Raw genomic sequence first — 13,019 nt, forward strand, 5'->3', positions numbered from 1 at the left:
GAGTAACCAGTGACCAGCGAGTCCAAAACAGTTGTCGTGGTCGGCCACGGCATGGTGGGACACCGTTTCGTCCAGACCCTGCGCGAGCGGGACATCACCGGCGCCTGGCGTGTCGAGATCGTGTGCGAGGAATCCGACCCCGCATACGACCGAGTCGGCCTGTCCTCCTATGTCGGTGCCTGGGAACGCGATTCGCTGGCACTGGCGGGCAACGCCTACGCGGGTGACGCCGCGGTAACCACGCACCTTTCCGAGCGGGCGACGGATATCGATCGTGCCGGGCGGCGGGTCGTGACCAGCAGTGGTCGCGAAATCGCTTATGACGCACTGGTGCTGGCCACCGGTTCGTACGCCTTCGTGCCGCCGGTGCCCGGGCACGACAACGAGAAGTGTTTCGTCTATCGCACGCTCGACGACCTCGACGGCATCCGCACGGCGGCAACCGCGGCCGGCCCGGGTGCACATGGCGTCGTCGTCGGCGGTGGTCTGCTCGGCCTGGAGGCGGCCAACGCCCTCAAGCTGATGGGTATGGTCCCGCACGTCGTCGAGTTCGCCCCGCGGCTGATGCCGGTGCAGGTCGACGACGGCGGCGGGTCGGTGCTGGCCAACCTGGTCACCGACCTCGGTCTGCATGTGCACACCGGGGTCGGCACCGCGGGCATCGCCGACAACGCCGATGGCGGGCTGACGGTGACGCTCAGCGACGATTCGCAGATCGACGCCGCGCTGGTGGTCTTCTCGGCCGGTGTCCGGCCGCGTGACGAACTCGCACGGGCCGCCGGACTCCCGGTCGGGCCGCGCGGCGGGGTGTTGACCGATGTCGGCGGCGCCACCGAGGACGAAGCCATCTTCGCCATCGGCGAGGTCGCGGCGGTCGAGGGTGTCTGCTATGGCCTGGTGGCGCCCGGCTACAGCACCGCGGAGGTGGTCGCCGACCGTCTCCTCGGCGGTGACGCGGTCTTCCCGGGCGCCGACCTGTCCACCAAGCTCAAGCTGCTCGGCGTCGACGTCGCCAGCTTCGGCGATGCGATGGGCACGACGGAGAACGCGCTGGAGATCGTCTACCACGACCCGGTGGCCGGAAAGTACGCCAAGATCGTGCTGTCCGACGATGCCAAGACGCTGTTGGGCGGGATCCTCGTCGGCGATGCGTCGGCCTACGCGATGCTCAAGCCGATGGTCGGCCGGGAGATCCCCGGCGACCCCGCGGCGCTGATCATCCCGGCCGGCAGTGGCGGTTCCGGTGTCGGCATCGACGCGCTGCCCGACGATGCCGAGATCTGCTCCTGCAATGGGGTGTCCAAGGGCACCATCTGCTCGGCCATCGCCGACGGATCGTGCGACATCGCCGCGATCAAGGGCTGCACCAACGCCGGCACCACCTGCGGTGGCTGTGTGCCGAGTATCAAGGCGTTGCTGGAGTCGTCGGGCGTCGAGTTGTCGAAATCACTGTGTGAGCATTTCGCGCAGTCCCGGGCCGAATTGTTCGAGATCGTCGCGGTCACCGGCATCCGCACCTTCTCGGGGCTGATCGACCGCTACGGCACCGGGCAGGGCTGCGAGATCTGCAAGCCGACCGTCGCCTCGATTCTCGCCTCGACCTCCAGCGATCACATCCTCGACGGCGAGCAGGCCGCTCTGCAGGACACCAACGATCACTTCCTGGCGAATCTGCAGAAGAACGGGTCGTACTCGGTGGTGCCGCGCATGCCCGGCGGTGAGGTGACCGGCGAGCAGCTGATCGTCATCGGCGAGATCGCGCGCGATTTCGGGCTGTACACCAAGGTCACCGGTGGTCAGCGCATCGACCTCTTCGGTGCACGTGTCGACCAGCTTCCGGAGATCTGGCGGCGACTGGTCGACGCCGGCATGGAATCGGGTCAGGCCTACGGCAAGAGCCTGCGCACGGTGAAGAGCTGCGTCGGGTCGACGTGGTGCCGCTACGGCGTCCAGGACTCGGTGGGCATGGCGGTGCGGCTGGAGACCCGCTACCGCGGGCTGCGGTCGCCGCACAAGATCAAGTTCGGCGTCTCCGGCTGTGCCCGCGAATGTGCCGAGGCGCGCGGCAAGGATGTCGGTGTGATCGCCACCGAGCACGGCTGGAACCTCTATGTGGCGGGTAATGGTGGTCAGAGCCCCAAACATGCGCAGTTGCTGGCCAGTGGAGTGGATGACGAAACGCTGGTCGCTTACATTGATCGGTACCTGATGTTCTACATCCGCACTGCCGACCGTCTGCAGCGCACAGCCCCGTGGCTGGAGTCCCTGGAGGGCGGACTGGACCATCTGAAAGCGGTGGTCTGTGACGACAGCCTCGGACTCGCCGCAGATCTGGAGGCCGCGATGGAGCGCCATGTGGATGGCTACCAGGACGAGTGGGCGGCCGTGCTGGCCGACGAGGAGAAGCTCAAGCGGTTCGTGTCGTTCGTCAACGCGCCGGATGAGGTCGACGAGACGATCCGGTTCACCGAGGCCGATCGGATGGTTCCGGTGTTGCTCGACCTTCCGACGGTGCGTACCGCGCCCGGCGGGTCGGTGGCCGCGAGCGGTGTCGTGGACAGCGGTGTGGTGAACAAGGAAGGGGTGCCGACATGAGTGTGACGGCATCGAGTGCGACGGTAGGGAGTGACGAGATGGAGAGCACCGGGACGTGGGTGCGCGCGTGCACGATCGACGACCTGGTCGTCGGCCGCGGTGTCGCGGTCCTCGGACCGGGTGGTGTGCAGGTGGCGTTGTTCCGGATTCCGGCCGTCGAGACCGACCGGGAGGCAACGCTGGGGCGGTCGCGCCTGTACGCGATCGGCAACGTCGATCCCTTCGGTCGCGCCGCGGTGCTCTCTCGCGGTCTGACCGGTGACCGTGGTGGCGAGCCGACCGTCGCGAGTCCGCTGGGCAAGCAGGTCTTCTCCCTGCGGACGGGCATCTGCCTCGACGACGAGTCGATGACCGCGGGTAGCTATGCGGTGCGGCTCGTCGACCACACCGTCGAGGTGTTCGTTCCCGCGTGATGGCCACCGAATCTGACACCGATCGTCAGCCCGATCAGTCACCCGACCCGCTGCCGCTGGCCGGGTTCACCATCGGCGTGACCGCCGCCCGGCGAGCCGAGGAATTCGCGGCGCTGCTCACCCGGCGCGGTGCCGACGTCATGCATGCGCCGACCATCCGGATCCTGCCCCTGGTGGACGACACCGAGTTGGAGCGGGTGACCGAGGAACTCATCACCGATCCGCCGCAGATCATGGTCGCCACCACCGGTATCGGTTTCCGCGGCTGGGTGGAGGCCGCCGACGGCTGGGGCGATGCCGAGGCCGTCCTCGAAGCGCTCGGCAAGAGCAGGCTGATCGCCCGCGGCCCCAAGGCCAAGGGGGCGATCCGGGCCGCCGGACTGCGCGAGGAATGGTCGCCGGAGAGTGAATCCTCCTCCGAGGTACTCGACCGGCTGCTGGCCGAGGGAGTCGAGGGCGTTCGGATCGCGGTGCAACTGCACGGGGCGACCTCCGAATGGGAACCGCTGCCGGACTTCTGCACGGTGCTACGCGCCGCGGGCGCCGAGGTGGTTCCGATCCCGGTGTACCGCTGGCGGATGCATCCCAACGTCGACGCGATCGACAAGATGATCTGGGCGGTGCTGCGCGGCGATCTCGATGCGATCACCTTCACCAGCGCCCCGGCGGCGGCGGCGATCCTCACCCGAGCCAAGGAACTGGGCAAGCTGCCGCAGTTCGTGTCCGCGTTGCGGACCGCGGTACCGGTGCTGGCGGTGGGGTCGGTGACGGCGAGTCCTCTTGAGGCGCTGCAGATCCCGGTGATCTACCCGCGGCGGTTCCGGCTCGGTGCACTGGCCCGGCTGATCACCGACGAACTTCCCCGTCGCAGCCGGACGCTCCGCGTCGCCGGACACGACACCGCCATCCGCGGGCAGGCCGTCATCGTCGACGGTGAGGTCCGGGACTTGTCGGCGACCAGCATGATCCTGCTGAAGATCCTCGCCGGGGTGCCGGGCCGGGTCGTGTCCCGGCAGGAACTGCTCGGTGGATTGCCCGGCGACAGTTCCGATACGCATGCGGTGGAGGTGGCGGTGGCGCGCCTGCGGGCGGCACTCGGCTATCCCAAGATGATCCAGACCGTGGTCAAACGCGGCTATCGGCTCGCCGTCGACCTGGAGTACGACGCCGAGGACAACGACGAGGACGGCGGAAAGGGTGCAGGACATGAGTGAATACGCCAGTGATGTCCGGCTGCCCTTCGGGGATCGGCTGGGTCAGGTCAGCCCGGTACTCGTGGCACACGGGACGCGCAGCGCTCGTGGGCTCGATGTGATCGCCGAGATCGCCGAGGCGGTCAGTCGCCGGGTGGGGACGACACGGACGGCCTTCGTCGACGTACTCGGTCCGACGCCGAGTGAGGTCATCGCCGACACCGATCGGCCCGCGCTGCTCGTACCGGCGTTCTTGGCGTCGGGGTATCACGTGCGCAAGGATCTACCCGAACACGTGCTGGCCAGCGGACGTACCGACGCCATCGTCACCCGGGCGCTCGGACCCGATCCGGCGATCGCCGCGGTCGCCAGACTGCGGCTGATCGAGGCAGGCTGGGAGCCGGGTGACGCGGTGGTGCTCGCCGCGGCCGGTTCATCAGACGAAAGCGCTTGCGGCCAGGTGCATCTCGCGGCGCGGCAGCTGGAGTCGCTGATTGGTGGCCGGGTCGAGGTCGGGTTCATCACCACGGCCCGCCCGTCGGTGCCCGAGGCGATCGAGGCAGCCGGGCGGGGCGGCCGTCGTGTCGTCGTGGCCAGCTACCTGCTGGCACCCGGACTGTTCCACGAGCGCCTGTCGACCTACGGGGCCGACGTGGTGGCGGCGCCGCTCGGTGCCGATCCGCGCATCGTCGATCTGATCGTCACCCGCATGCGGGCCGCGATCAGTCCGTACCGCCGTGAGGCCGCAGTCCGACTGCTGCGCCGCTGATCCCGACCCCGACGGTGCGGTAGGTGGCCTAGCTGAGCTGGGTTCGGCACTCGCGCAAGCGGATCCGGCCGTCGGTGATCGGTACCCCCTCGGCGCGCAGGCGCTCGAGTTGGCGGGTGGCCAGGTGCGGCGCCGGTCTGCCGCTCGCGGGAACCACCCGGTGCCACGGCAGATCGGCGGTGTCGGTGCGCATGATCCACCCGACGATCCGTGGCGAGGATAATCCGGCGGCTGCCGCCAGGTCACCGTAGGTGGAGACCTCGCCTGCGGGGATCGACGCGACCAGCGCGCGGACGCGTTCGACATCGTGGTCGGTCACCGCGGCCATCAGTGCACCCCTGCGGTGCTCACAGCACCGACCGGATCAGCGACGCGACCAGTTCGGGCTGGGCGAAGGGCACCATGTGACCGCAGTCGGCGTGGGTCACGGTGACCTCGTCGGCCCGTTCGGCGGCGCACGCGGCGAGGAAGGCCGGCCGCACGAACGGGGGATCGACCCGGTCGGCGACGACGATGTGGGTCGGCAGCCCCGGCGGCGGCAGCACCGCGGGCCGCGCCATCTCGCTCCACGCCGCAGCCGCCATCGGCGCACTGACCCGCCAGCCCACCCGGCCGTGGGGGCGGGGGATCAGGTGGTCGGTGATCTCGTCCTCCAGCCGCTGTGCGGGCACATCCGCCCAGCCCTCGGCCCGTTTCGCGGCACGGGCGGCGTCGGCGTCGGCGTAGTCCCAGTGGTCGAGGCTGTCGGTGGCGACCTCGAGGCAGAACTCGGCGTCGAGTCCCTGCGCCGGGTCGAGCAGCACCAGTGCGGCGATGTCGTCGCGCCGTCGCTGTGCGAGATGGATGGCCAGTGCCCCGCCGAAGGAGTGCCCGACGACGACGATCGGCCGATCCGCCTGTGGCACATGCTCGTCGATCACGGTGGACAGTGCATGCACGTGGTCGTCGACACCCCACGGCGGACGCCACGGCGACCGCCCGTGGCCGAGCAGGTCGGGGGCGACGATACGTACGCCGGGCAGGTGATCGGCGAGCGAGGCCCACCGGCGGCCGTGGCCGGTGAGGCCGTGCAACGCCAGGATCGTGACCGGCGCGCGATCGGGCCCGGTGTCGCCGAAGACGTAGGTGTTCACAGGTGTCACCCACCCATCCTGCCGCATCTCATGGTGTCCGGGGACCAGGGGCGCCGGGTGTCCGGTGGCACTGTCGGTGGTTCGTGATTGCATGGACGGCGTGGTTTCGGGATCTCGGCGCAGACAGGCGGGTGTTCCGCGGGGTACCGCCCTGCGGGCGCGGCTGGTCGCGGCGTCCGGGGCCGCCGATGCCGACCGGCAGTGGCCCTCCGAAGTGGCCGCGATAATCACGTCGGGACGCGCAGCCACCGGTACCGACGCGACGTCGGCGTGGCAGCCGATCCGCGTGCACGGCGGTCCGGGCAGCGGCAAGTCGGCACTGATCGTCGCTGCCGCGGTCGCCCGCCTCACCGACCCCGACGTCGACCCGGAATCGGTCCTGGTGCTGGCCGCCAATCGGCGCGCGTCCATCGCCCTGCGTGAGGAGATCACCCGGCGCGTGCTGTCGGCGGCCACCGGCGGACGCCGAGTACTCGGGGGAGCGTTGCGTGAGCCGCTGGTGCGGACCGTGCACTCCTATGCCTTCGCGATCCTGCGGCTGCAGGCCAGTGCGCACGGTAACCCGCCCCCGCGGCTCATCACCGGTTCCGAGCAGGACGTGGTGTTGCGTGAACTGCTCGCAGGCGACATCGAGGACGGAGCCGAATATTGGCCCAAACACCTACGGCCGGCCCTGGGCACCAATGGTTTCGCGCAGGCGCTTCGCGATCTGATGATGCGGGCCGCCGAACGTGGTGTTGGCCCGGAGGAACTGGCGGCGCTCGGGCGCAGGCACCGGCATCCGGAATGGGTGGCCGCGGCACACGCGTTCGCCCAGTACGAGCAGAACATGCTGTTGCGCGGGGCGGTGGGACTCCAGACGCCGGGAGCCTCCGCGCCCGCGGTGGACGCCGCCGAACTCGTCGGGTCGGCGTTGTCGGCCTTCGCCCTCGATCCGGAACTGCTCGACGCACAACGCCGCCGGATCCGCCACCTGCTCGTCGACGACGCGCAGCATCTCGACCCCCAGGCGGCGCAGTTGGTGCGGTTGATCGGGACCGGCACCACGACGACCCTGATCGCCGCCGACACCGATCAGTCCGTCTTCGGGTTCCGCGGTGCGAGTCCGCGTTTCGCCGACGAACTGGTGGCCACGGGCTCGTCCCAGGACATCGTGCTGCGGGAGAACTTCCGCAGCCACCCGACGATCGCGACCGTGGGACAGGCGATCTCGGCGCGGCTGCCGGGGGCGCGGCCGCACCCGTATCCGCTGCCCGTCGAACCCGAGGAACCGGACCTCTTCGGCGGTGCCGACGTACGGGTGTTCTCCTCGGCGGCGAAAGAGGCCACTGCGATCGCCGATCTGTTGCGGCGAGCGCATCTGTTCGAAGGGGTGCCGTGGTCGCAGATGGCGGTGGTGGTGCGGTCGGTGTCGCTGGCGTTGCCGCCGCTGCGGCGGGCGTTCCGCTCGGCGGGGGTGCCGGTGATGACCCCGGCCAACGATCTCCCGCTGCATCGGCAGCGTGCCGTCATCGCGCTCATGCTGGTGCTGCGGGCGGTGGCGCTCCGCGACAACGAGGTCGGCGGCGGGGACGCCTTCACCGTCGAGGACACCGTCACGCTGTTGTCCGGCCCGATCGGTGCGGCCGATCCGGGTGCGATGCGGCGGCTACGGCGCGGGATCCGGCGCATAGACGAGGCCGACGACGCAGCGGCGCAACAGGATTCACTGGGTTCGCTGCGCCGGGCCATTCTCGACCCGCACGTGGGCGACCGCTACCGAAAGAAGCTGACCGAGACCGAGGCCACCCCGCTGATCAGGGTGCTCGACGTGATCGCCGCAGCCATGGCGACGCATCGGTCGCGGCACAGTGTCGAGGAGACGCTGTGGTCGGCGTGGCAGGCGACCGGATTGGAACGACGCTGGGCGGCGGCGGCCATTCGGGGCGGACCGGGTGGCGAGCAGGCCGATCGCGATCTCGACGCGGTGATGGCGATGTTCGAGGCAGCAGGTAATTTCGCCGACACGCTGCCCGCCGCCGGGCCCGGCGGATTCGTCGACTACCTTTCTCAGCTGCACATTCCCCGTGATTCGCGGGCGGTGAGCGCGGCCGCGGAATCGGTGACGGTGCTCTCCGCCCACGCGGCGACCGGACGGGAATGGGATGTGGTGGCAGTCGCGGGGGTCCTCGACGGGCTGTGGCCGTCGTTGCGCAGCCGTGGCGGGGTGCTGGCGACCGGTCAGCTCGTCGACCTTCTCGACGGAATCGACCCGGAGGCGGTGGATACCCTCGCGCGCGGTGCCACCGCCCTCGCCGACGAACGCAGGCTCTTCCTCGTCGCCTGCACCAGAGCACGGCGCCGGTTGCTGGTCACGGCCGTCGAGGACGGTAGCGGTGATGCCTCCCCATCGCGGTTCATCGCCGAGATCGCCGGGGCGGCCGGATCTTCCGAGGATGCCGACGACGCCGCGGACATGCTGCCGCTGGATCCGGGGGTGGACCGGGTGCTGTCGCTGCCGTCGCTCGTCGCGACACTGCGTTCGGTGGTGATCGACGGCGCCGCCCACCCGGACGGCACCGAACCCGACGCGCGCACCCGCGCGGCGGCCAGACTCCTCGCACAACTCGCCGACTCGGATATCCCGGGGGCTCACCCGCGGGACTGGTACGGGTTGGCCCCGCCGAGTTCGGACACCGCGCTGTGGACCCCCGACCGTGGTCCGGTGGTGCTGTCGCCGTCGACGGTCGACGCACTCAACAAGTGCTCGTTGCGCTGGCTGCTCGAACGTTCCGGCGGACGCGACGGGGACGGGACCCCCGCGATTACCGGCAGTATCGTGCACACCCTCGTCCAGGCGGTGGCCGGTCAGCTCGATCCGGCCGAGGTGACCGCCGCGTTGCGTGGCATCTGGGATCGCGTCGACACCGGTGTCGGCTGGTATTCGGCACGCGAACTCCAACGCGCCGAGGACATGCTCACCCATTTCCGGGACTGGCTGCGACTCTCGCGCGCCGACCTGACCGAGGTCGGCGTCGAATTGCCGGTCGATGCCACCATTGCGCCTGACGGCGACGATCCGGCCGTCCGCCTGCGCGGCCGGGTGGATCGTCTCGAGCAGGACGCGAACGGTCGGCCGGTGGTCATCGACGTCAAGACCGCCAAGACGCCGATCACCAAGGCCGACGCCGAACAGCACGCTCAGATGGCCGCCTACCAGGTGGCCCTCGCCCACGGCGGGGTCGTCGGGGCCCCCGCCGAGGCAGGCGGTGCACGGCTGGTCTACGTGTCTTCGGCGAACCGCAATTCCGGTGCGGCCGAACGGGTGCAGGATCCGCTGACACCCGAGCTGCTCGACGAGTGGATCGGAATCGTCCGGCACGCGGCCCGCGCCAGCATCGGACCCGACTACACCGCGACACCCAACCCGGGGTGCGTGCACTGTTCGCTGACCGCGAGCTGCCCCACCCAGATCCGCGGTAAGGCGGTGACCGATGACTGACCCGACGACCCGGGCGCGGATCAGCGCCACATCGGTGGCCGCGGCGCTCGGGCTGCCCACGCCGACCCCGGAACAGGTTGCGGTGATCGAAGGTCCGATCGAACCGATGCTCGTGGTGGCGGGCGCCGGGGCGGGGAAGACCGAGACGATGGCCGCCCGCGTCGTCTGGCTGGTCGCCAACCAGATCGTGGCACCCGACGAGATCCTGGGCCTGACCTTCACGCGTAAGGCGGCCAGCGAACTGGGCGCCCGCATCCGCCGCAGGCTGTCGACGCTGTCGGGGTCACCGGCCCTGCGCAACTGGGATCCGGACGGCACCTTGATGGCGCGGCTGCGTGGTGCCGATCCCGAGGTCAGTACCTATCACGCCTACGCGGGTCGGTTGATCGCCGACTACGGACTGCTGCTGCCGGTGGAACCGAGTTCGACGCTGCTCAGTGAGACCGAGCTGTGGCAGTTGGCGTTCTCGCTGGTGTCGAATTGGCCGGGCGAGCTGAACACGTCGAAGATGCCGGCGAGTGTGACCGAGGCGGTGCTCAAACTCTACGGTGAGATCTCCGAACACCTCGTGGACATCGATGCGCTGGCCGATGCGGGTTCGGAACTCTACGACATGGTCGAGACCTTGCCCAAGGGGCCCCGGCAGCGCGACACCCCGACCCAGGCGCTGCTGAAGGTGCGTGAGGTCATCGATGAGCGGCGCCAATTGGTCCCGATGGTGCGGTCACTCGCGGCCACCATGCGTGAGCAGTCGGTCCTCGACTTCGGGTCGCAGATGTCGCTGGCCGCGCGTCTGGTCGCCACCAACCCGGAGGTGGTTGCGGCCGAACGTGGTTCGTTCCGCGCGGTGCTGCTCGACGAGTACCAGGACACCGGACACTCCCAGCGCATCCTGTTGTCGGCGCTGTTCGGCGGAGCTCCGGCCGCCGATCGCCCACCGGTGGCGGTGACGGCGGTCGGTGACCCGATCCAGTCCATCTATGGCTGGCGCGGGGCGTCGGCGGCCAATCTGCCACGCTTCGCCCGGGATTTCCCGCGCCGGGACGGTTCGCCCGCCGACCGGCTGGAACTGCTGACCAGCTGGCGGAACGCCGAGAATGGACTGCGCCTGGCCAACCACATCTCGGAGGAGTTGCGGCGCAAAGGAATCCCGGTCAGCGTGCTGCGGACTCGTCCCGACGCCCCGGCCGGTACGGCGACGCTCGCGCTGACCGAGACGGTACTGGACGAGCGGGATTGGATCGCGGCGCGGATCGAAGATCATTGGCGCGCCGCCGAGACCGCGGGGACACCGCCGCCGACGACGGCGATCCTGGTGCGCCGCAACGAGGATTCGGCGCCGCTGGCCGCCGCGCTGGAGAGTCGGGGTATCCCCGCAGAGGTCGTCGGTATCGGCGGACTGCTGCATGTGCCGGAGATCGAGGATGTGGTCGCCACCCTGCGGCTGATGGCCGACCCGATGGCCGGAACCGCGGCGATGCGGCTGCTGACCGGTGCGCGCTGGCGCCTCGGTGCGGCCGACCTTGCCGCGCTGTGGCGTCGCGCGATGAACCTGGCGGCGCAGTCCGTCATCGATGCCGGGGGCATCGTGACCAGCCGCGCCGAACTCGACGCGGCCCTCGATGCGGTGCTGCCCACCGAGATCGTCGATCAGGCGGGAATCGCCGACGCGGTGATCGACCCCGGCGACGAGTCGAACTACAGCAAGGCGGGATTCGCGCGGATCCGCGCCTTCGGCGCCCAGCTGGAATCACTGCGCAGGCGGATCGGTCAGCCACTGCCCGAACTCGTCGCCGACGTCGAGAACACCATCGGGGTAGGGGTGGAGGCGCAGATCCGCGCCCGGCGGATGCGTGGCACCATCACCGGCCGCGAACATCTCGACGCATTCGCCGAATATGTGAGCCGCTACGCCGACCGTCCGGGCGCGAATCTGCCGGGACTGCTGGCCTTCCTGGAGACCGCGGAGACGATCGAGAAGGGTTTGGAACCCGGTCGCATCGAGGTGGCCGAGCAGCGGGTGCAGATCCTGACCGTGCATGCGGCGAAAGGTCTGGAGTGGGATGTGGTGGCGATCGCCCACCTGTGCCGGGGCATCTTCCCGAGTGCGAAGGCCGACACCACCTGGCTGGGCAGTGCGCGTGAGCTGCCCGCCGAGCTGCGCGGCGATCTCGCCGTACGGGCCGATACCGCGGACGGGTCGGCGACCGAAGGGTTCCCGCCGCTGGATGTGTCCACAGTTGCAGATCGCAAACAGCTCGAGGTGGCGCTCGCCGATCACAAGGACGACATCGCCGCCCGCCGTCTGGAGGAGGACCGGCGGCTGCTCTATGTCGCGTTGACCCGGGCGCGCTCGGATCTACTGGTCTCGGCACACTACTGGTCGGAGGGCGCGGAGAAGCCGCGGGGCGGCTCGGATTTCTTCGACGAACTCCTCGAAGCGGTAGATGCCGCCGTCGCCGATCCGGACATCGACGCACCCGGACTCACCGTCGACGTGCGGGCCCCCGATCCTGCGGACGGTGTGACCAACCCGCTGGCCGATCAGGTGGCGAGCGTGATGTGGCCCGCCGACCCGCTCGCCGGACGGCGCGAGCAGGTCACGGCCGCCGAACGTCTGGTGCTGGCGGCGCTGTCCGATCGCGAGGTGCAGGCACTCTTCGACGAGGAACCAACAGATCCCGCGATTGCTGGCGAGGAATCGGCGCCGGCCGTCCTCACCGACGAGGAACAGGAGATCGCGGACTGGGAGGCGGAGGTGGCCGCGCTGCTCGCCGAACATCGGCTGGGCAACCAGGCGCTGGTCGAGCAGGCGCTGCCGACGCATCTGTCGGTCAGCCAGCTCGTCGAATTAGATTCCGACGAAGCGGAATTCGCGCGTCGCCTGCGACGGCCGACACCGTTCCGGCCGAATCCGACGGCTCGGCGCGGCACCGCGTTCCACGCCTGGGTGGAGCGCTGGTTCGGTGCCACCCGGCTTCTCGACATCGACGAACTGCCGGGAGCCGCGGATGCCAGCGCGGCGCCCGATGCCGACCTGGAGACGTTGCGCGAGTCCTTCCTGGCCTCACCGTGGGCGGCGCGCAGCCCGACCGAGGTTGAAGTGCCCTTCGAGACGGTGATCGGCGGAATCGTCGTCCGCGGCCGGATCGATGCAGTGTTCCCCGACGCGGACGGCTCGTGGATCGTCGTCGACTGGAAGACCGGTGCGATGCCCGAACCGGCACAGCGGGAGTCGCTGTTCATCCAGCTCGCCGCCTACCGGATCGCGTGGGCGCAGCTGGCCGGGGTGCCCGTCGAGCGGGTGCGGGCGGCCTTCCACTACGTCCGCGTCGGGCAGACACTCGAAGCCGACAAGCTGCCCGATGAGGCCACGCTCGCGGCGAAGCTGGCACGCTGAGACAAATGGGTTAGATTGCCCTAGTGAGCGAACAG

General features: G+C 69.7%; 8 protein-coding genes. 6 read left to right on the forward strand and 2 right to left on the reverse strand.

Annotated elements, in window-relative coordinates; all coding sequences use genetic code 11:
* Positions 1–9: 9 nt before the first annotated feature.
* Genes nirB through QSJ18_RS08575 form a run of 4 tightly spaced genes read left to right on the forward strand, consistent with a single transcriptional unit; the run spans position 10 to position 4,970 of the window.
* Positions 10–2,595 (forward strand): nitrite reductase large subunit NirB, encoded by a 2,586-nt coding sequence (nirB, locus tag QSJ18_RS08560; protein ID WP_286325940.1) that lies wholly within the window; start codon positions 10–12, stop codon positions 2,593–2,595.
* On the forward strand, positions 2,592–3,008 hold the full coding sequence (nirD, locus tag QSJ18_RS08565; RefSeq protein WP_286325941.1) for a nitrite reductase small subunit NirD: 417 nt from the start codon (positions 2,592–2,594) through the stop codon (positions 3,006–3,008). The genes nirB and nirD overlap by 4 nt, the downstream gene beginning before the upstream one ends.
* Positions 3,008–4,222: a uroporphyrinogen-III synthase gene (locus QSJ18_RS08570; RefSeq protein ID WP_286325942.1), complete on the forward strand. Its 1,215-nt coding sequence runs from the start codon at positions 3,008–3,010 to the stop codon at positions 4,220–4,222. Before nirD ends, QSJ18_RS08570 begins: the two co-directional genes overlap by 1 nt.
* A complete protein-coding gene (locus QSJ18_RS08575; protein WP_286325943.1) occupies positions 4,215–4,970 on the forward strand; it encodes a sirohydrochlorin chelatase in 756 nt (251 codons plus the stop codon). The genes QSJ18_RS08570 and QSJ18_RS08575 overlap by 8 nt, the downstream gene beginning before the upstream one ends.
* Before the next feature lie 28 nt (positions 4,971–4,998).
* On the opposite strand, the gene QSJ18_RS08580 is transcribed toward QSJ18_RS08575, so the two are convergent.
* Both QSJ18_RS08580 and QSJ18_RS08585 read right to left on the reverse strand, forming a co-directional pair.
* Positions 4,999–5,298: an MGMT family protein gene (locus tag QSJ18_RS08580; RefSeq protein ID WP_286325944.1), complete on the reverse strand. Its 300-nt coding sequence runs from the start codon at positions 5,296–5,298 to the stop codon at positions 4,999–5,001.
* Positions 5,299–5,317: 19 nt separating this feature from the next.
* Positions 5,318–6,112: an alpha/beta fold hydrolase gene (locus QSJ18_RS08585; protein WP_286325945.1), complete on the reverse strand. Its 795-nt coding sequence runs from the start codon at positions 6,110–6,112 to the stop codon at positions 5,318–5,320.
* Positions 6,113–6,194: 82 nt separating this feature from the next.
* On the opposite strand from QSJ18_RS08585, the gene QSJ18_RS08590 reads away from it, so the two are divergent.
* Positions 6,195–9,584: an ATP-dependent helicase gene (locus QSJ18_RS08590; RefSeq protein WP_286325946.1), complete on the forward strand. Its 3,390-nt coding sequence runs from the start codon at positions 6,195–6,197 to the stop codon at positions 9,582–9,584.
* Positions 9,577–12,984, forward strand: coding sequence for an ATP-dependent helicase (locus tag QSJ18_RS08595; RefSeq protein WP_286325947.1), 3,408 nt, complete (start codon positions 9,577–9,579; stop codon positions 12,982–12,984). Before QSJ18_RS08590 ends, QSJ18_RS08595 begins: the two co-directional genes overlap by 8 nt.
* Positions 12,985–13,019: the final 35 nt, after the last annotated feature.

This window comes from Gordonia heveisoli (genome assembly GCF_030315745.1).
Taxonomy (GTDB): domain Bacteria; phylum Actinomycetota; class Actinomycetes; order Mycobacteriales; family Mycobacteriaceae; genus Gordonia.